Annotated in this window: 13 protein-coding genes; 5 read left to right on the forward strand and 8 right to left on the reverse strand. The window is 60.7% G+C overall.

Annotated features, from left to right (window positions below; all coding sequences use genetic code 11):
* The first annotated feature begins 49 nt into the window (after nt 1–49).
* Nucleotides 50–1,483 carry an NAD-dependent succinate-semialdehyde dehydrogenase gene (locus tag ACSSV3_RS09980; RefSeq protein WP_354324763.1) on the forward strand — a complete coding sequence of 478 codons (1,434 nt, stop codon included), beginning with the start codon at nt 50–52 and terminating at the stop codon, nt 1,481–1,483.
* 27 nt (nt 1,484–1,510) lie between these two features.
* Here the strand turns inward: ACSSV3_RS09980 and ACSSV3_RS09985 are convergent, their stop codons facing one another.
* Nucleotides 1,511–2,305, reverse strand: coding sequence for an outer membrane protein assembly factor BamD (locus ACSSV3_RS09985; RefSeq protein WP_354324761.1), 795 nt, complete (start codon nt 2,303–2,305; stop codon nt 1,511–1,513).
* A gap of 107 nt (nt 2,306–2,412) precedes the next feature.
* On the opposite strand from ACSSV3_RS09985, the gene ACSSV3_RS09990 reads away from it, so the two are divergent.
* Nucleotides 2,413–3,240 (forward strand): hypothetical protein, encoded by an 828-nt coding sequence (locus ACSSV3_RS09990; protein ID WP_354324759.1) that lies wholly within the window; start codon nt 2,413–2,415, stop codon nt 3,238–3,240.
* A 104-nt stretch (nt 3,241–3,344) separates the two neighbouring features.
* Here ACSSV3_RS09990 and ACSSV3_RS09995 read toward each other — a convergent pair whose 3' ends face one another.
* The 4 genes from ACSSV3_RS09995 to ACSSV3_RS10010 form a co-directional block, all read right to left on the reverse strand.
* On the reverse strand, nt 3,345–5,063 hold the full coding sequence (locus ACSSV3_RS09995; RefSeq protein ID WP_354324757.1) for a restriction endonuclease: 1,719 nt from the start codon (nt 5,061–5,063) through the stop codon (nt 3,345–3,347).
* Between the two features lie 351 nt (nt 5,064–5,414).
* On the reverse strand, nt 5,415–7,232 hold the full coding sequence (lepA, locus tag ACSSV3_RS10000; RefSeq protein WP_354324755.1) for a translation elongation factor 4: 1,818 nt from the start codon (nt 7,230–7,232) through the stop codon (nt 5,415–5,417).
* Between the two features lie 82 nt (nt 7,233–7,314).
* Nucleotides 7,315–9,393 (reverse strand): putative bifunctional diguanylate cyclase/phosphodiesterase, encoded by a 2,079-nt coding sequence (locus tag ACSSV3_RS10005; RefSeq protein WP_354324753.1) that lies wholly within the window; start codon nt 9,391–9,393, stop codon nt 7,315–7,317.
* A 191-nt stretch (nt 9,394–9,584) separates the two neighbouring features.
* Nucleotides 9,585–12,371, reverse strand: a complete 2,787-nt coding sequence (locus ACSSV3_RS10010; RefSeq protein WP_354324751.1) for an EAL domain-containing protein — start codon at nt 12,369–12,371, stop codon at nt 9,585–9,587.
* Nucleotides 12,372–12,567: 196 nt separating this feature from the next.
* Between ACSSV3_RS10010 and ACSSV3_RS10015 the strand changes: the two genes are divergently transcribed.
* The 3 genes from ACSSV3_RS10015 (at nt 12,568) to ACSSV3_RS10025 (ending at nt 17,087) form a co-directional block, all read left to right on the forward strand.
* Complete coding sequence (locus ACSSV3_RS10015; protein ID WP_354324749.1) at nt 12,568–14,265, forward strand: PHA/PHB synthase family protein; 1,698 nt, start codon at nt 12,568–12,570, stop codon at nt 14,263–14,265.
* Nucleotides 14,266–14,395: 130 nt separating this feature from the next.
* Nucleotides 14,396–15,259, forward strand: coding sequence for an alpha/beta fold hydrolase (locus ACSSV3_RS10020; protein ID WP_354324747.1), 864 nt, complete (start codon nt 14,396–14,398; stop codon nt 15,257–15,259).
* A gap of 61 nt (nt 15,260–15,320) precedes the next feature.
* Nucleotides 15,321–17,087 (forward strand): N-acyl-D-amino-acid deacylase family protein, encoded by a 1,767-nt coding sequence (locus tag ACSSV3_RS10025; RefSeq protein WP_354324745.1) that lies wholly within the window; start codon nt 15,321–15,323, stop codon nt 17,085–17,087.
* Between the two features lie 12 nt (nt 17,088–17,099).
* Here ACSSV3_RS10025 and ACSSV3_RS10030 read toward each other — a convergent pair whose 3' ends face one another.
* The 3 genes from ACSSV3_RS10030 to ACSSV3_RS10040 all read right to left on the reverse strand — a co-directional run bounded on the left by ACSSV3_RS10030 (nt 17,100) and on the right by ACSSV3_RS10040 (nt 19,344).
* Entirely contained in the window at nt 17,100–18,182 is a 1,083-nt protein-coding gene (locus tag ACSSV3_RS10030; RefSeq protein WP_354324743.1) for a DUF2855 family protein, read from the reverse strand.
* A gap of 242 nt (nt 18,183–18,424) precedes the next feature.
* Nucleotides 18,425–19,045 (reverse strand): response regulator, encoded by a 621-nt coding sequence (locus ACSSV3_RS10035; protein ID WP_354324741.1) that lies wholly within the window; start codon nt 19,043–19,045, stop codon nt 18,425–18,427.
* A complete protein-coding gene (locus ACSSV3_RS10040; RefSeq protein ID WP_354324739.1) occupies nt 19,042–19,344 on the reverse strand; it encodes a hypothetical protein in 303 nt (100 codons plus the stop codon). Before ACSSV3_RS10040 ends, ACSSV3_RS10035 begins: the two co-directional genes overlap by 4 nt.
* Between the last annotated feature and the right edge of the window lie 31 nt (nt 19,345–19,375).

The raw sequence follows: 19,375 nt of genomic DNA on the forward strand, positions 1-19,375 counted from the left end.
CGCGAACAGCACAGCGGGCTTTTCACGCTGGCGCAGCAGGCAAGGCGACATGACGAAACTCTTTTCGATGCTCAACCCCGATGCGATTGACGATGCAGGCGGCCTGGCGGTGATGAACCCGGCCACGGGCGCGCTGCTGGCCAAGGTGCGCACCTACTCCGCGCAGGAAATTGACGGCATCATCCACGCCGCTGAAGCCGCCCGGCGCGATTGGGCAGGCGAAACCGCACGCGTGCGCGCCGCCCGGCTGCGCGACTGGTTCAACCTCATCGTGGCCCAGCGCGAACAGCTCGCGGAAATCTGCACGCTCGAATGCGGCAAACCGCTGGCCGAAGCGCGGGCCGAGGTCGATTATGCCGCCAGCTTCGTCGAATGGTTCGCCGAAGAGGCCCGCCGCGCTTACGGCGAAACCATCCCCAGCTTTGCTCCCGGCAAGGAGATTCTGGTGCGCAAGGAGCCGGTCGGCACCTGCGCCGCGATTACCCCGTGGAACTTTCCGCTGGCGATGATCACCCGAAAATCCGCCCCGGCGTTGGCAGCGGGTTGCGCGATGGTGATCAAACCGTCCGAACTCACCCCGCTCTCCGCGCTCGCGCTGGAAGCGCTGGCGCATCAGGCCGGCATTCCCGCCGCAATCCTGCGGATCGTGCCGAGCAATCAGCCCGCCGAAGTCGGCCAGCTGTTCTGTTCGCACCCGGTGATCCGCAAGATCAGCTTCACCGGATCAACCGCGGTGGGCAAATTGCTGCTCGAACAGGCGGGGAGCACGGTCAAGAAAGCCTGCATGGAACTGGGCGGCAATGCACCGTTTATCGTGTTCGACGATGCCGATCTGGATGCGGCGGTGGACGGTGCGATGATCGCCAAGTTCCGCAACGCCGGGCAGGCCTGCATCGGCGCCAACCGCCTGCTGGTGCAGCGCGGGGTGCATGATCGCTTTGCCGCCGCGCTGGCTGAGCGCGCAGGCGCACTGAAGGTCGGCAACGGGATGGATCCTGAAAGCCAGATCGGCCCGCTGATCAACACCCGCGCGCTGGAAAAGGTCGAACGGCTGACCGATGCCGCGATGGCGAGCGGGGCCAGCCGGCTGTGCGGCGGCGGCAGGCACAATGCCGGGGCGCAGTTCTATACCCCCACCGTGCTGACCGGGGTAACGCAAGCCATGGACATCGCGCAGCAGGAGGTGTTCGGCCCGGTCGCCTCGATCATCCCCTTTGCCGACGAAGCAGAGGCGATCCGCATCGCCAATGACACCCGCTCCGGCCTCGCCAGCTATTGCTACACCAGCGACCATGCGCGCGCGTGGCGGGTGATGGGGGCGCTGGAATACGGGATGGTCGCAATCAACGAAGGGTTGCTCGGCACCGAAGTCGCGCCGTTCGGCGGGATCAAGGAATCCGGTTTGGGCCGCGAAGGATCACGCCACGGCATGGACGAATATCTCGAACTGAAATATGCCCTGATGGGCGGCTTGCGGGGCTGAACTCGCTGCGAAGGCTCGGCTGATGGCCTAGGAGGCGGTCACGTCCTGCGCGTGCTTGTCGATCAGCTTGAACGCGCGTTCGTACCAAACGCTGCCGGGATAATTCGTCCCCAGCACCGCCGCATATTTGACCGCTTCGTTAGGCAGGCCAAGCGCGAGGCTGCTTTCGGTCAGGCGAAACAGTGCCTCTGGCGTGTGGCTGGTGGTATCGAATTTTTCGACCACATTGCGGAACCGCATATCGGCGGCCAGCCACAGGCCCGAACGCTGGTAATGCCGGCCGATCTCCATTTCCTTGCCCGCAAGGTGATCGGCCACCAGATCCAGCTTCAACCGCGCATCGGCGGCATATTCGGTCTGGGGAAAGCGGCGGTTGACTTCGCGCAGCGCGGTCTGCGCCTGCTCGGTGATTTTCTGATCGCGGTTCACATCGCTGATCTGTTCGTAATAACTCAGCGCGATCAGGTAATGCGCATAGGGCGCATCCTTGTTGCCGGGGTGGATCGACAGGAACCGCTGCGAATTCTGGATCGCCTTGTTGTAATCGCGCGCGATGTAATAGCTGAACGCACTCATCAACTGCGCCCGGCGGGCCCAGGGGGAATAGGGGTGCTGACGCTCCACCTCATCAAACAGCGCCGCCGCCTGCAAGGTGTTGCCCCGGTCAAGCCGCCGCTGTGCCTCGGCATAAAGCGTTTCGACATCGCGCGCGACGTAGGCGACGTCCTTGCCCTCGGTGCTGCCAGCGCAGGCCGACAGGGTGGCAAAGGTCGCCGCAATCAAGGCTGCGCGCGCGATACGGGAGGGGAGTGTGGTTGTCATGCGAAGCCCTATAACCAGCCCCGCGCTGAACGCCAAGTGAAGCTGCACACCATGTGCGCAGCCGCCCACATTTTCCTACCTTGAGGTTTTGTGCTGCACCTTACCCCATGACCAGACGATCAGACCCCCGCACCGCCCGCCTCCCCGTTCCAGTGGGAGAGCTGCCCGCCTTCAACCCCGTCCCGCGCCAATGCGAACGCCACGACGGCTGGACACCGCAGCGCCAGATCGCCTTCATCGAGGCGCTGGCCGATACCGGATCGGTCGCGGCGGCGTGCAAGGCGGTCGATATGAGCCAGCCCGGTGCCTACTACCTGCGCCGCCAGCCGGGGGCGGAGGAATTCCGCGCCGCGTGGAACAAGGCGCTCGACCTCGGCGTGCAGCGGATCGAGGATGTGGCGATGGACCGCGCGCTGAACGGCGTGGAGGAACCGGTCTATTCCTATGGCGCACTGATCGGCACCCGCACCCGTTACAACGACCGGCTGCTGATGTTCATGCTGAGAAACCGCGCCCCGCACCGCTTTGCCGATGGCGGCAGCAAGGCAATGAACGCGGTCGACGCGATGCAGGTCGAACGGCTGAAAAAGCAATGGCGCAAGGAATGGGAGAGCGAAAGCGGCAACCTCTCACCCGAAGAAGCGCGCGCCAGCATCGACCGCAAAATCAACGCAATCCGCTGCCGGGTGGAGGCCAAGCAGGCCGCCGCATGGGCCAAGCTGTCAGACGAAACGCGCGCCGCATGGGCGCGGTTTGCGGAACTGCGCAACCGCGACCTCGAAGCCGCCGCCGCCAGCGAAGCCGAACGCGCGCTGGTCAACGTCACTCCGACGCACGACTGGCCCAACATGGAACCGCCGGGGCCGAGAAAGCCGCCGGAGCCGAGACCGCCGAAGACGGTTTGGACGTTGACGGATGATGGGTTTGGGCCGTGATGCGCGGTAATCCTCCCCCATTGGGGGAGGGGCGGATGCGGGTGTTCTCGACGGTAGCAAGGCCAAGCTGCAAGCCGGTGCGCACCATCCCCAACAGTGGCAAATTATCCTTTATTGTTCGCGAGTTCGCGCGCCTCCCGCAAATCAATTTTTGCTTTTTGGCCATGACGTTCCATCATGTGCAGCAGATTGGCCCCGTTCATCAATGTTATGGGCTTGCCGTTAGCAAAGCTATAGGCGTCAGGCCCATAGTCGGCAGTTGTCACCAATATGCCTCGTGACGCGCCTTCGTTCATTACTGTCCCGTAAAGGTCACGAACGGCCGAAACACCAACCGTTCGAGTATATCGTTTCGCCTGAATGACGATCTTGCCACCCGTAATCGGATCGGGATCAAATGCGACAGCATCGACCCCGCCGTCACTGCTTGATTGAGTCACTTTGACCTCGCCTCCACGGGACTCGAATTCGCGCTCAAAGAGTTCGCGCACCAAATGTTCAAAGTCCTCCCAGGAGATAGAGGCAAGGTTCGTTTCAGAGTTTATCGTCGATCCGACCTCACGAGCTTCAATAAACCGGCGATCCTCTGTATCCATCTCCATCACTGGCGGAATAGCAACCAAGGTTGAGAGTGATGCTGCCGAAACCCCCTTAAGCGATTTGAAGCATACCTTCGGCTCGACACGAGCGAGGTCGATTGCGGAAAAAATTTGCTTTCCAACCAATACAGAAAGAATGCAAACTCGTTGCTCAACCCCTTTTGCGGGATCAACGAAATTTACAAAACCATTGAACAGAATTTTTTCAATATTGTTGAATTCATCCGCTTCGAATATTTCGTGTAAGGTTCTTAAGCAAATCTGATAACATACTTTTTCGAAATTATTCTTCTTGTCCCTTTCTGAAATATGGCTTTCTCGCAATTCACCCGTCACCTTTACGAACTTGACTTGTCGCACACTCGGGAGTGCATCCGGTGCGGGCAGATCGTAAGCCAACTTGATGAGCTTTTGCTCACTATTATATTGAATTAAATATGATTTTTCAAATAAGCCCCTGTAGTCTGACGCCTCAAGCACCAAAGACGCATGCTCGATGACGGCATCCTCGTTACCTTGGGCGACTTCGGTTTTTAGGCGATCAACTTCCGCATGTGATGCAGCCTGCTCAACCTCAAATTGCTCCCTTTTTGCCGAGTGGTCAGCCCAAAAGGTAGCCCTGCTTGCCTCCCATGCGACGATTGCATTTGCGTGATTGGAGGCACGCTGCTTTTCACGCACCTCCCAATCGGAAATTGTCGCTTGGTGGCTCTGTTCAGCGGCCGCAAGGAGACTTGATTTCCGCCCAAAGACGACATCAAAAAAGCCTATCTTCGGCTCGCTATAGACAGGTTTAACCTCAGGCCGAGAGGTGGGTTTTGAATCTGGAAATGACTTAGGATAATTATATTGACTCTTATCCTTTAATTCTTCCCAATTAATACGATCATCAACATTGAGTGTATATTGAAGAATTGTATCGAGGCCATCTAACTTATGAATTGCGTCTGCCGTCATTTCTTCAGCAGCAGCGTGCCCAGCAACAATGTTATTTTTCTTGGTCAGATGCTCGAATTTATCATCCCATGACGCCATAAGCGCGTCCATTTTGCTTTGCAGGATGAAAATTTCGGGTGCGCTCACTTCCTTGTGAACGTTGAGATGCTTGTGACGAACGTCAATATAGTAACGAAGAATGCGGTCACCACGCGCACTCCACTTCACATTCAACTCACCTACGACGAGGTTTTCCAGGTTTGTGGAATGAATGGTGATGCCCGCCATATTCGCCCCGCTTCAATATGTTAATGGTTATACGGAAGCTTAGAGCAGACTGTGCTGGCCCTCAAGTGCGCTTGTGCGCACGTCGCCCTCCGGCTCGCAGAAGGGGGAAGTGCGACCACTCTTTAAAAAACCGTTCGTGCTGAGCTTGTCGAAACACTGCACTTTCTTTGAACCGAGGAAAGAAGTGAAGGACAGCCCTTCGACAAGCTCAGGGCGAACGAGACGTGGGGTTACTCCTCCCCCATCCGCAGCGCAGCAATAAACGCCTCCTGCGGAATGCTCACATTCCCCCCGGCCTTCGCCGGGGCAGGCCGCCGTTCGGGCGCTCCCGCATCCTCAGAATGAGAGAGATCACTCTTCACCCATACGTAGAGCGGCAATGAAGGCTTCCTGCGGGATTGAGACGTTTCCATACTCCCTCATTCTCGCCTTGCCCTTCTTCTGCTTGTCGAGCAGCTTCTTCTTGCGCGAGATGTCGCCGCCGTAACACTTGGCGGTCACGTCCTTGCGCATGGCGGCGATGGTTTCGCGGGCGATTACCTTGCCGCCGATCGCCGCCTGAATCGGGATTTTGAACAGGTGGCGCGGGATCAGGTCTTTCAGGCGTTCGCACATCCCGCGGCCGCGTTCTTCCGCCACGTGGCGGTGGACGATCAGCGATAGCGCGTCGACCGGCTCTCCATTGACGAGGATGTTCATCTTCACCAGATCGCCTTCACGCGTGCCGATCTGTTCGTAATCGAAGGAGGCATAGCCTCGCGAAATTGATTTCAGCCTATCGTAAAAGTCAAAAACCACTTCGTTGAGCGGCAATTCATACGTCACCTGCGCGCGGCCACCGACATAGGTGAGTTCGGTCTGGATGCCGCGCCGATCCTGACACAATTTCAGGATGCTGCCGAGGTATTCGTCGGGCGTGTAGATCACCGCCTTGATCCACGGTTCCTCGATCACGTCGATGCGGTTCACGTCCGGCCAATCGGCGGGGTTGTGAATGTCGATGGTCTTGGCATCCTCGGTCTTGGTATGGCCAAGGTGGATGCGATAGACCACCGATGGCGCGGTGGTGATGAGGTCGAGGTCGTATTCGCGGGTCAGGCGTTCCTGAATGATTTCAAGGTGCAACAGCCCGAGGAACCCGCAGCGGAAACCGAAACCGAGCGCGGCGCTGCTTTCCATCTCGAAAGAGAAACTCGCATCGTTCAGCCGAAGTTTGGCGATGCTCTCGCGCAGTTTTTCAAAGTCCGCCGCGTCCACCGGGAACAGCCCGCAGAACACCACCGGCTGCACTTCCTTGTAGCCGGGCAGCGGGGTGTCCGATCCGTTTTTGACCGTGGTGATGGTGTCGCCGACGCGGGCCTGCTCCACCTCCTTGATCTGCGCGGTGATGAAGCCGATTTCGCCGGGGCCGAGTTCATTCAGGTCGGTGCGCTTGGGGGTGAAGCAGCCCACGCGGTCAACCAGATGCTGCGTGCCGCCCTGCATGAAGCGGATGTTGAGGCCCTTGGTCAGCTTGCCGTCGATCACCCGCACCAGGATGACCACGCCGAGGTAGGGGTCATACCAGGAATCGATCAGGCTGGCGGTGAGCGGGGCGTCAATCTTGCCCTTGGGCGGGGGGATGCGGGTGACGACGGCTTCGAGCACGTCTTCGATCCCGATGCCCGATTTGGCGCTGGTGAGCACCGCGTCGGATGCATCAAGCCCGATGATCTCCTCGATCTCGGCCTTGACCTTTTCGGGGTCGGCGGCGGGCAGATCGATCTTGTTGATGACGCAGACGATCTCGTGGTCGTGTTCAATCGACTGGTAAACATTGGCGAGGGTTTGCGCCTCGACGCCCTGCGCGGCGTCAACGACCAGCAGCGCGCCTTCGCACGCGGCGAGGCTGCGTGATACTTCGTAGGCGAAATCGACGTGGCCGGGCGTGTCCATCAGGTTGAGCTGATAGGTGTCCCCATCCTTGGCGGTGTAGTTGAGCCGCACGGTCTGGGCCTTGATGGTGATCCCGCGCTCTTTTTCAATGTCCATGTTATCAAGCACTTGCTCGGACATTTCACGCGCAGTCAACCCGCCGGTGAACTGGATCAGCCGGTCAGCCAGGGTGGATTTGCCGTGGTCAATATGGGCGATTATCGAAAAATTGCGGATTTTGGAGAGGTCGGTCATCGCCCGCGACTTAGCGCCGGGTCAAACAGATGTCATTCGAGAAAAACGCAACACCTTGCGCCTCAGGCCGGGCGCCCCGATGCTAGCCCAGATCGGCGCGGGGCGGCATGGCGTAACCGAACTTGGGAATTGCTCCGCTTTGTTCGATCCCGTGAAAGTTGCCGGGGCCAAGCGCCGCGAGCGGCGAACCGGCGGCGGCGATTGCATAGGGTGACACCCGGTTGCGCGTGCACAGCCCGCCCGCCCCATCTTCGATCAGCGATTGTTCGAACTCCAGCCCCTGAACATCGCCATTGCTGCGGATAACAGTCGCCACCGCCAACTGCCCGCCGCCCAGATCGACAACGAATTGCGTTCCTTTCGGCACGTCCGCCAACCCCTGGATCAAGGCCCCAGTCTTGGACAGGTTGCGCAGAGTCACTTCGTAGGCGTAATCATCATGGATGACTTGAATCTTGCGGAACACCGTTCGCCGCCGCGCGCGGCGGGAGCGGTCGGCACCGGGCACGATCTTCCACGTGCCCCCGGCCATTTCCTCTTCGATGGTATCGTAATCGACCGGTTCGCTGAAGATCGGCCCGCCAAGATAGCGAACCCCGCAATCCTTGAGCGATTCGAGCAAGACCGCGCTTTCGATGCCGTTGGCGATGGTATCCATCTGTAGCGCCCCGGCCAAAGCGACGATGGCGCGCACCAGTCCCAGCTCGCGATTATCGTCCCGCCCGGCTTCGGCCACCAGTTTTTCATCGATCTTGATCGAATCAAATGGCGCCCGGCGCAGGTAAGCAAGCGAGGAATAGCCGCTGCCAAATTCATCGAGGGTCAGGCGCACGCCCAATTTGAACAGCGCGGCGAGCGCGTGATCGACGATGTTGGCATCGCCAAAGAACACCGCTTCGCTGATTTCAAGCTCAAGGCGAGCAGGAGCAATGCCTGCTGCGTTCACAGCCTGCGCCACGTGTTCAACGAAATCGTCGGCAAGAAAAAGCGACACCGGCACATCGACTGCCACCCACACGCTTTCAGGCCATAGCGCGGCGCGCTGGCACGCCTCGGCGACGGCCCAGCGGCCGACATCGCCGGCCAGGCTCGAACCTTCGACGATTTGGGCAAACTCCTCCTCGTCGATGATCCCGCGCTCGTCATGATCCCAGCACACATGGGCTTCGAGCGCGCAGACCGATTGCGAGGCTGCGTCGACAATCGGTTCGAACCGCAGAAACAATTGTTCCTCGCTCAGTGCAGTCCCAAGGTTCTGCTCGAGCCGCCTGCGGAAGATCGTTTCGTTTTCAAGCTCGCCAGAGAAAAAGCGATATTGCGCGCGCCCGCCGTTCTTAGCGGCATAAAGCGCAAGGTCGGCGGAACGCACGACCTCTTCCCGGGTGACACCATCATGCGGCGCAATCGCAATCCCGACCGATGCGCCGATGACGCAGCGCCCTTCTTCGAGGCTGTAGGGCTGGCGCACCATGGTAATGATCTTCATCGCCAGATCGCCCAGCACGCCGCGATCGTCGATATCGGGCAGCATGACCTGAAATTCGTCGCCGCCCAACCGGCCAATCTCGCATTCGCGATCAATCGCCCGCCCAAGCCGTGCGGCGACCTGTTTGAGCAGTTCGTCACCCGCCGCGTGGCCAAGCGTGTCGTTAACCTGCTTGAAGCGATCGAGGTCGATCATCATCACCGCGCAATTGCGGCGCGCAGCCTTGAACGCGGTTAGCGTCGCATCGATATGCTGCGCCATGCGGTAGCGATTGCTAAGGCCGGTGAGCGTGTCAAACCGCGTCAGGCGTTCGGTTTCCGCCTCGCGGTGATATTCATCGGTAATGTCCGCGCCGGTGCCACGAAATCCGGCAAACTGCCCGTCCGGCGTAAACAGGGGGTGCCCCGCCAGCCGCAGCACAGCGCCGCCCTGACGCCGCACGGCGTGCACTGCCATTCCGGAAAACGCCTTGTGTGCGGCCAGCATCAGCGGCAACGACTTGCCGCGCCCTTCCCGGTCTGCGGCTGTAAAAATCGAAACCAGCGGCTGACCCAGCAACTCGTTGAGAGGCAGTTCCAGCCGGGATGCAATCGCACTTGAAAGATAGGTCAGTTGGCCGCTGGCATCGCTTGCCCAGAACCAGCCAAGCCCGGATTGTTCAAGTTCATCGAGCATAGCCAAACGATCGCCATCGGACAGAGCCGAGGCGACCGGAGCACGCAGCAAACGCGATGCTGCACTGTTGCGCAAAGACAAGAGACCCTTGAGGGACATCTCGTGCAAGACCTCCAAACATCGAATGCGACAACCATGCGTGGCCGCCAGTCGTCATTCGGCAGAGGTAAACCCCGATGGTTATTTTTATCCTAATTTGCTTGCTTAAAGATTGCCCCTCTGCGCCGCGAACCCGTGGCTTGCGTGACACTTGGCAAATGGTCGGCGGATGGGGTGCCTTTACCATGCGAGGGGCCGAGCGCCTCAAACGAGCCATCGGCGCGGCGTTTGAGCGGTTCGTGGAATTCCACCCCGGCGCGGCTTTCGCGCGCCCAGCGAACTTTGCCGGCAACCATTTGGCCCGGGCAAAATGCGATCTGCACCTCGCATCCCTCCGGCACATTCCACAGGCCATCGATCATCGCGCCGCTTTCGGCAATATTGCGCAGCGTCGCATCGTGCCGAACGCCATTTTCCAGCACCACGACACGGCGCAGCAGGTTCTGACGAGGGGCGCGCGCTGATTGCGGGCCATCTGGCTGAACGGTGAGGTTGCCCGACGCCAGCACGGCCGCATCGTCAGCAGTCATCGGCTTGAAATAGATATGCCCCTGCACGTGGCTGCAACCCAGCAGCCGCACCAGTTCCAGTTCGTCAAGCGTCTCCACCCCTTCAGCGGTGGTTTCCATGTGCAGCGCCTCAGCCAGACTCGTGATCGAGGCGATGATCGCGCCGTTGCGGCTGTCTTGATCGGTCGCACCTTGCACAAAGCTACGATCGATCTTGATCTTGTCGAACGGCGCTTTCTTGAGATAGCCGAGCGATGAATAGCCGGTGCCGAAATCATCGAGCGCCAGCCGCACCCCGACGCGCTTCAACGCCGCGAACATCGCATCGGTTCCAGCGTTGTCGTTCAGAAACACGCTCTCGGTAATTTCAAGTTCAAGCCGCGATGGCGCAACCCCGCTATGCGCCAGGGCATTGGCAACGATGGTGGGCAATTCCGGGTTGGCAAATTGCAACGCCGAAATATTGACGGCGCAGCGGATCGGGCTGGGCCAGCGCGCAAGATCGGCGCAGGCGGTGCGCAGCGCCCATTGTCCCAGCCGATCGATCAGGCCCGCATCTTCGGCAATCGGCACGAACTTGGCGGGTGAAAGCCAGCCACGCGTGGGGTGGTTCCATCGCATCAGCGCCTCAAACCCGACAATCTTCTCGGTCGCGGCGCAGACCACGGGCTGGTAATGCAGGTCAAGCTCGCCGCGAACCATCGCGTCGCGCAGATCCTGTTCCAGCTCGGCGCGTTCTTCGGCTGCGGCGTGGAGATTTTCGGCAAAGAACCGGAACACACCGCGCCCCGCGTCCTTTGCGGAATAGAGCGCCAGATCGACATTGCGGATCAGTTCTTCGCTGGTCGAACCATGCTCGGGCGCGAGCGCAATCCCGACCGATGCGCCGATCACCACGCTTTGCCCCAGAACCGCATAGGGTTGCGACAGCGCAGCGATAATCTCGCGCGCGATATGGCCAAGTGTGGTGCGATCCTGCTGGCCGGGCACGATGACCTCGAATTCATCCCCACCCAGCCGGCCGCACCGTCCCGCGCCATCAATCACCCGTTCGAGCCGCTGCGCCACCTGTTTCAGCAAGGCATCGCCCGCCGGATGGCCGAGCGTATCGTTGACCTGTTTGAAGCGGTCAAGATCAAGCATCAGCACGGCGCAGGCCCGTTCACGCGCGCTCGGCGCGGCAAGGATCTGTTCAAGCACCTGGCTCATCTGCACCCGGTTTGCGAGCCCGGTCAGCGAATCAAAATGGGCCAATCGCGAAACTTGCTGTTCGCTGCGACGCTGTTCCGTAAGATCGGTGCCGTGGCCGCGAAAGCCGCAGAAATTCTTGTAGGAATCATATACCGGCCGCCCAGTCAGCGCCCACCAGCGTTCTTCGTTATCGGTCGCGGCGCGCAGTTCGACATCACGGAAAGCGGAACGCGCCGACAGGTGAAAGGAAAGCGTGCGCGCGGCATCATGTGTTCCGGCGCCGGAATGGAAAATCTCGCTCAACGGAAGCCCGCACAGCGCGTCGGCAGTCTTTCCCAGAGCCAGCGCGGCCCTGGGCGAAATATAGGTGATCAGACCGCGCCGGTCGATTTCCCAGAACCAGCCCTGCCCCGTCTCCTCAAAGCTGCGCAAGATATCCTCGGCCCGCGCGGCGACACGTTCACGCGCCTCACGCTCCAGCCTATTCCGCTCGGAAACTGCCCATTGGAACCGCGCGATCAACGCCAATGCGATTGCCGCACCGGTCAGGGCAGCAAATGTCAAAGCGCCGGGGGCAATGACAGCAAACCCCGCCCAACTGGCAATCTTGGCGAAAAACAGCGACGTGATGCGCGCCTTGAACAACAAGGCCGAAGCCGCGTTGATGCACAGCAGCGTTGCCGCCGCCCATTGCCACGGCAGGCCCTCGCCTACCCACGACGCCAAGGCATAGCCCGCGCAGGCCATTGGCAGCACAATTGCCGCCAGAACAACCAGCATACACGCAGCGTGCGATCCCTCGGCCTTGCGCTCAATCGCGGCAAACAGCGGCCCGCAGGCGATCATGGCCACGGATACCAGTGCCGCTGCGCCCGTCGTTGCCGATGGCAAACCCTGCGCCACGCCAGCCGCGACCGCAAACGCTGATAGCAGACACACGGCCATGCCGCCGGACTGAAGTGGCAGGTTGAACAGGCGACGCTCCGCAGGCAATGTAATCGCGCGGGTCAGCCCATCGAGTTGTTCGGTGCGATTGCGATCAAACCCGCGTCGTTCGCTGCGTCCGCGCAGGTTAACCTCAATCGGCTCATTGGTTAAAACATCGCGGATTCCCGGCGCTCCGCCGGAGGGAACAGGGTCGACAGATTCGACTTTTCGATTGAGCTCCCCGACCATCATCGAGAATCTGCCCAAAACCTTTGAGAGAAGCGTTAATCGCAAAGGTAAACATTTTGTGGACGCGAACGAATCTGATCAGTCATCACCGCCTGCGCGCGCTTGCAACTTGGCGCGGCTCGCGCCATTCTGCTGAAAATGGCTCCGTTAACCGATGGCACGCCAGGCCAGCGGGCGGAAGCCAGACACGGGGGAACCTATGGCACGCAGCGAAGTGAAGCTCGAAAACGAAGCAGCCCAGTCCACCAATGCGCTTGGCCCGCTGATCGGTGTGGCGCGCGAGGATTTCGTCAGCGCGGTTGCGCTGCTGCTGCGCGAAACCGCATCCGATCCAACCCGGTTGATCCGCCACTCTACCGCGATGGCTCAGGACATGGTCAAGATTCTGACCGGCAAGAGCGAACTGGCGCCCGATCCCAAAGACAAACGGTTCATGGACCCGGCCTGGGCCTACAACCCGTTTTTCCGCGCCGGGGCGCAATATTACCTTGCGGTGCAAAAAGGAATGCGGGGCTGGCTGGACGAACTGGAACTGGATGAACTGGAACGCAACCGTGCCAACTTCATCGCCAACATCATCCTTGATGGCCTGTCGCCCACCAACACCCTGGCCGGCAACCCGACCGCGCAGAAACGGGTGATCGATTCAGGCGGCCTGTCGCTCATCAAGGGGTTACAGAACGCCTATCACGACATCGTCCACAACAAGGGCATGGTCAGCCAAGTCGACAAGCGCCCGTTCAAGCTGGGCGAGAATGTCGCAACGTCCAAAGGCGCGGTCGTGCTGCGCACCGAAATGATGGAGCTGGTCCACTACGCGCCCACCACCGACGAAGTGTATGAAATCCCGCAGCTGACCATCCCGCCGCAGATCAACAAGATGTATATCAACGACCTCAGCCCCGATAAGTCGGTGGTGAAATGGCAGGTCGATAACGGCATCCAGACCTTCGTCATATCATGGCGCAACCCGACCAAGGAGCAGGGCCGCTGGGGCATGGCGGATTACGTCCATTCCTGCCGCGAAGCGATGGAGGCGGTCGCAGCGATTACGGGCGCGAAGAAGGTCAATGTTTCGGCCGGGTGTTCGGGCGGACAGACCGCCGCGATGGTGGCGAGCAAGCTGGCCGCCGAAAAGTCCGACCTGCTCGGCACGCTGACGCTGATGGTGTGCGTGCTGCACCCGAAGGCAACCGACATCGAAGCCGGGTCGCTGGTCAGCGAAAACGGCATGAAACTCGCCCGCCAGCGCGCCAGCAAGGCCGGTGTGATCAAAGCCGATGATCTGGCGCGCGGCTTTGCATGGCTGCGCCCCAACGACCTGATCTGGAACTACGTCATCAACAACTACCTGCTCGGCGCCGATCCGCCAGCATTCGACGTGCTGTTCTGGAATGCGGATGCCACCAACCTTTCCGCCAGCCTGATGGGCGATTTCCTCACCGTGTACGAAACCCTCGCCTTCACCAAGAAAGGCGAGGTCGAGATGGTCGATCACAAGATCGATCTCAGCAAGGTGACATCCGATCTGTTCATCCTTGGCGGGGTGACCGATCATATCACCCCGTGGAAGGCGACCTATCGTTCGACCCAGCTGTTCGGATCGAAGGATGTGACCTACGTACTCAGCCAATCAGGGCATATGCAGGCGATCCTCAACCCGCCGACCAATCCCAAGGCCAAGTATTTCGTGCAGGCGAAAAAGGGCAAGCTGCCCGCCACCGCGGATGAATGGCTGCAAGGCACCGAAGAGGTCAAAGGCAGCTGGTGGCCGCTGTGGATGGAATGGGTGCAGGCGCGCTCGGGCAAGAAAAAGCCCGCACCCACCGAACTGGGCAACAAAGCCTATGCCCCAACCGATCCGGCACCGGGACTCTACGTCCGCGAAGAAGTCTGATATTGCGGTGCAGCGCAAATGCTGCCTAACGGGCAGCACAGGCGCGAAATTATTATCGGCTCGCTCGTTCAAGGATTGACGAACGCGCCTGACCCGCGCCGCAGCAGGCGCACAGAAAGGACTGGTTTTCGTGGCCAATGCAATGGACGGCGCTGTCGTCACAATGGAACAGGTTGGCGGCCGGACGCTACGGGTTGCGGCATGGCGGCTGGATATGCCGTCGGACCATCTGCCAGTTCTGTTCTTCAACGGCATCGGCGCGAATATCGAAGCGGTCGCCCCGCTCGCCGCAGCCATGCCCGAACGCGGCTTCATCATGTTCGATATGCCGGGCACGGGCGAATCGCCCGATCCGCTGATCCCCTACAACCCCTTCACCATGAGCTGGACGGCGGCGCAGCTGCTGGGGCGCTATGGGCTTGATCAGGTTGATGTGATGGGCGTTTCATGGGGCGGCGCGCTGGCGCAGCACTTTGCGCTCCAGCACCCCGGCCGCACCCGGCGGCTGACGCTGATTGCGACCACGCCGGGAATGCTGATGGTGCCGGGCAACCCCGCCGCCTTCACCAAAATGGCCGATCCGCGCCGCTATATTGATCCCGAATTCATGAATGAACACTTCGCCACGCTGTATGGCGGGGTCGACAAGGACGGGGCGGAACACCAGAAAGACAGCCATATCGGCCGGTTAAAGCCCCCTTCCCCGCGCGGGTATATGTATCAGCTGATGTGTATGCTCGGCTGGACCAGCCTGCCCGCCCTGCCCTTCATGTCCAAGGAAACGCTGATCATGATGGGCGAGGACGATCAGATAGTGCCCGTCATCAACGGCAAGATTTTGAAAGCGATGATCCCCAAATCGCGGCTGGTGACATTCGCGGGCGGCGGGCATCTGTTCCTGCTGACCCACGCCGATGAAAGCGTCGCCGCGATCCGTGCATTCCTGAATGAACCTCACACGGAAAAGGAAGCGCGGCGGATGGCTGCGGCATAATCCCGCCGCTGGACAGCACGCCCGCTTTGCGACATTCTCCCGCGCAAACGGGAGAGAGAATATGGCGCAATTTGATCTGATCATCCGCGGCGGCACCATCGTTGATGGCAGCGGCGCACCGGGCTTTGTCGGCGATGTTGCCGTGAAAGACGGGCTGATCGCTGCGGTCGGGCAGATCGCGGGCAGCGCCGATCAGGAAATCGACGCGACCGGCAAGATCGTCACCCCCGGTTTTGTCGATATTCACACCCATTATGATGGGCAGGCGACCTGGGACCAAGAAATGGCCCCGTCAAGCTGGCACGGGGTGACAACCGTGGTGATGGGCAATTGCGGAGTCGGCTTTGCCCCCGCCAAGCCTGACCGCCACGAATGGCTGATCAGCCTGATGGAAGGGGTGGAGGACATTCCCGGCACCGCGCTGGCCGAAGGGATGACGTGGGATTGGGAAACCTTCCCCGAATATCTCGATGCCTTGGAAAAGCTCCCCCGCACGGTCGATATCGGCACCCACGTGCCCCACGGCGCGGTGCGCGCCTATGTGTTGGGGGAACGCGAACAGCCGGGCGCCGTGCCCACGGCCGACGACATCGCCGCCATGTCAGCCATTGTCGAAGAAGGCGTGCGCGCCGGTGCGCTCGGCTTTTCCACGTCGCGCACGGTGCTGCACAAATCGGTTGATGGCGAGCTTGTCCCCGGCACCACTGCTACGCCCGAAGAACTGATCGCGATCGGCAAGGCGATGGGACGCGCTACCGCAGCAGGTGGCCACGCGGTGTTCGAAATGGCGAGCGACCTGAAACGCGAATGGAACGAGTTCGAATGGATGGGCAAGCTCAGCCGCGAGGCCAGGATCCCCGTCACCTTCGCCGCGCTGCAATCGATCGCCAAGGAAATCCCGCTCGACGAACAAATCGCGCTGATGCGCGCCGAAAACGACAATGGTGCCAATATCGTCGCCCAGATCGCGCTGCGCGGGAACGGCATCATCATGGCGTGGCAGGGCACGGTGAACCCCTTTGCCTTCCGCCCAAGCTGGCAGGAAATCAAGGAATTGCCGTGGGAAGCGCAGAAGGCGAAACTGCTCGATCCCGCGTTCAAGGCGCGGTTGCTCGCTGAACCGAATGATTACTCCGCCGCGCCGCAGGATATCCTTGGCGTGGTGATGGTCATCTCCCAAGGCTGGGCGCTGCAATATGAAATGGACCCCGATTTCGATTACGAGCCGCAGGCCGATGCCAGCATCAACGCCCGCGCCGCTGCCGCCGGGGTTGATCCGCAGGAATATGCCTATGACCTGTTGTGTCGTGATGACGGCAAGGGCTTCATTTACCTGCCAATCCTGAACTACGCCGATGGCAATCTCGATTTTCTTGTGCCCCTCCAGCACGCCGATGACACGGTCAATTCGCTGTCCGATGGCGGCGCGCATTGCGGGACGATCTGCGATGCGGCCTCGCCCACCTTCATGCTCGAACATTGGGTGAAAAGCCGCAAGCGGGGGGCAAGGATCGGTCTGGAACAGGCAATCAAGCGCCAATGCCGCGATACGGCGCTGCTTTACGGGCTGGAGGATCGCGGGGTCATCGCGCCGGGCTATCTTGCCGATCTCAACGTGATCGACATGGATCGGTTGAAGCTCGGCAAGCCGTGGCTGGCATTTGATCTGCCCGCTGGCGGAAAGCGGCTGCTGCAAAAGGCCGATGGCTATGTCTGCACCATCAAGAACGGCATGGTGACGTTCCGCGATGGTGCGTGGACGGGCGCGACCCCCGGCGGGTTGATCCGTGGGCCGCAGCAGGTGGAACTGGCCGAAGCGGCGGAGTGATCCGCCGCTAATCTAAGGCTCGATCACGATCCCCTTGGCCGGGTCGACCTTGCCCGCCAGCATTTCGAGGAACACCGCGCGCGCCGCTTCGAGGCCCTTGTGGCGCTCAATCGCGATGCTACCGTCCGCTGCCGCAAGAAATTCGCGCCACGCCGATGCGACCAACTTGCCACCTTCCTCGGCCCCGTGCGCCTTGAAAAAGGCAACCGCGTGATCGGGCGCGAAAAACAGCGCGGGCTTTGGCCCCGGTAACGGCGCGCCGCCGCCCAGAGTGGATCGGGCCTCAACATGGGTCGCGCCGACCAGCGCGGAATGGGCGAGGTTTTCGCCAAAGTGTCGGTGCAACCGCGCCAGCAGATCGGCATTGCCGGCAAAATCAACGCTGACCGTGGATGCACGCGGCAGGCTTTCAAGGTCATCATAGGCGACCACCTGATCGTAAAGCCCGCTCGCCGCGACAAATGCAACATTGCCGTTCGATGTCAGCCCGATGCGCCGCACCCCCGGCGATAATTGCCGCGCCACGCTAGCCAGCCCCATCGCGGTTTTGGACGACGCGCTGGTAACGAGCAACTGCTGCGCCCCGAACCACCCTTGCGCCCGCAGGAAATATTCGATCAGGAACCCGGTACGGAACAACGGGCCAAAGATCATGCGCTCGCCTTCGTGCGCCGGATCATGTTCGGGATCAGCCGCAAGCCGCGTATAGCTGTTGTAAACCGGGCTCATCGGCTGGCGATAATCGGTTGTGTCGAGAAAGCCGCCCGCGCTCACCCTGCCCGGCAATACATCAAGGTGGCTGGCCATCGGCAGGTAGCCATAGACCCGCTCACCCAGCGTAAAATCGGGATGGCGGCTTTCGATCACCCGCGCATGGCCCCACATCGGAACAATGCCGAACCCATCGGGTGCGGGGAAGAAATCCCAGTATTTGAACCCGTCACCCACCACGGCATAGGTGATGTTGTTGGCGGTGACCGAGAAACTTTCGACCGCCAGCCGAACCGCGCCTTCAGCAAGGGGTGCGAAGGGCAGTTCGGCTAACACGGCGTCGCTCAGCGCGGATTTGCGGACGTGGACTTGGGTGGTGGTCATTGGTTTTCTCCTAAGCCCAGCCTGCATTTTATTGTTCAAAATTACAAATGTCGCGGCTTGCCGATTGTTGGAAACCGCTAACCCCGATGCGGCATTGATGGGAGTTCACGGATTGCCGCGTCCCCCGGATCAAGCCCGGTGTCTTCGCAATGGCGATGGTTCGTTATCCCGGCGCAGCTAGATAGGTCGGCTGTTTTCCGCACTGGGCCCCGGCCTGCGCCGGGGTGACGAATGGTGATGAGTTACCCCCGCGCCAGCTTTTCAAGCTTGGCCTTCAGCGCGGCCTCGTCGAACGGCTTGACGATGTAATCGTCGGCCCCTGCGGCGATGCCATCATGAATGTCCTTGGCCTCGCCGTTCGATGTGCAGAACACCACCACCGGTTCCTTGGGCGTGGGGATGGCGCGGAGTTTCTCCACGAACTCGATCCCGTCCATTTCCGGCATGTTCCAATCGGTCAGCACCAGATCGGGCATCGATTTCTTGCAGCGCGCCAATGCTTCTTCGCCGTTTTCCGCCTCGATCGGAACATAGCCGAGGCTAAGCGCGATTTTGGAGGAAACCTTGCGAATCACGCGGCTGTCATCGACGATCAGACAGGTTTTGGCCGTTGCGGCTGGCGCGGCGGAGCCCGCATAGCGATCGCGCATCGCCTTGGCCGCAGCGACGATTGAATCGGTGTCGTCAGCGCCCGCCATCGGCGCGGTGGGTGCGCGGGATTGCATTTCGTCATGCTGCGCGGCGACCGGGGCGGCTTCCCGCGCGGCCTCGCCCTGTGCCAGCTTTTCAGCCAGCGTCTTGCCTTCGATGCCGGTGCGGCGGTTGGGGCCGGAATTGCGCTTGATCAGATTTTGCACGTTCATCGCCCCCCGCCCAGCGTCGCGAACCCGGCTTCATGGCCACGCGCGGCGAAATCATCGGAGTAGGGATCTTCTTCGTCGAGCGTGCCGACACCCTCGCCCGGGGTCATGCGGATATGCAGGTAAGGCATCCACACATCGCCGAACTCGGCCTTCTGATACCACACGTCGAGCACATCGTAGCTCGCCCACATTCCGTCGGGCGCGCGCAGGCGGATGCCCTCACCGATACGCGGCACCGCAGCAAAGCGGATGCGATCCTGCGTCTGGTGGGTTTCGTTCTGGACTTCGATTTCTATCACGGTGCGGTCCCTGGTCCTGGGACTCGGTGAT

The organism is Porphyrobacter sp. MBR-49, assembly GCF_053628655.1.

What these genes read in the sequence shown, in the direction of transcription:
- ACSSV3_RS10035 (WP_354324741.1), bottom strand. Translation starts at nt 19,045, where the DNA reads ATGAACGTGCAAAATCTGATCAAGCGCAATTCCGGCCCCAACCGCCGC.
- ACSSV3_RS10025 (WP_354324745.1), top strand. Translation starts at nt 15,321, where the DNA reads ATGGCGCAATTTGATCTGATCATCCGCGGCGGCACCATCGTTGATGGC.
- lepA (WP_354324755.1), bottom strand. Translation starts at nt 7,232, where the DNA reads ATGACCGACCTCTCCAAAATCCGCAATTTTTCGATAATCGCCCATATT.
- ACSSV3_RS10005 (WP_354324753.1), bottom strand. Translation starts at nt 9,393, where the DNA reads ATGCTCGATGAACTTGAACAATCCGGGCTTGGCTGGTTCTGGGCAAGC.
- ACSSV3_RS10010 (WP_354324751.1), bottom strand. Translation starts at nt 12,371, where the DNA reads ATGATGGTCGGGGAGCTCAATCGAAAAGTCGAATCTGTCGACCCTGTT.
- ACSSV3_RS09980 (WP_354324763.1), top strand. Translation starts at nt 50, where the DNA reads ATGACGAAACTCTTTTCGATGCTCAACCCCGATGCGATTGACGATGCA.
- ACSSV3_RS09985 (WP_354324761.1), bottom strand. Translation starts at nt 2,305, where the DNA reads ATGACAACCACACTCCCCTCCCGTATCGCGCGCGCAGCCTTGATTGCG.
- ACSSV3_RS10030 (WP_354324743.1), bottom strand. Translation starts at nt 18,182, where the DNA reads ATGACCACCACCCAAGTCCACGTCCGCAAATCCGCGCTGAGCGACGCC.
- ACSSV3_RS09995 (WP_354324757.1), bottom strand. Translation starts at nt 5,063, where the DNA reads ATGGCGGGCATCACCATTCATTCCACAAACCTGGAAAACCTCGTCGTA.
- ACSSV3_RS10015 (WP_354324749.1), top strand. Translation starts at nt 12,568, where the DNA reads ATGGCACGCAGCGAAGTGAAGCTCGAAAACGAAGCAGCCCAGTCCACC.
- ACSSV3_RS09990 (WP_354324759.1), top strand. Translation starts at nt 2,413, where the DNA reads ATGACCAGACGATCAGACCCCCGCACCGCCCGCCTCCCCGTTCCAGTG.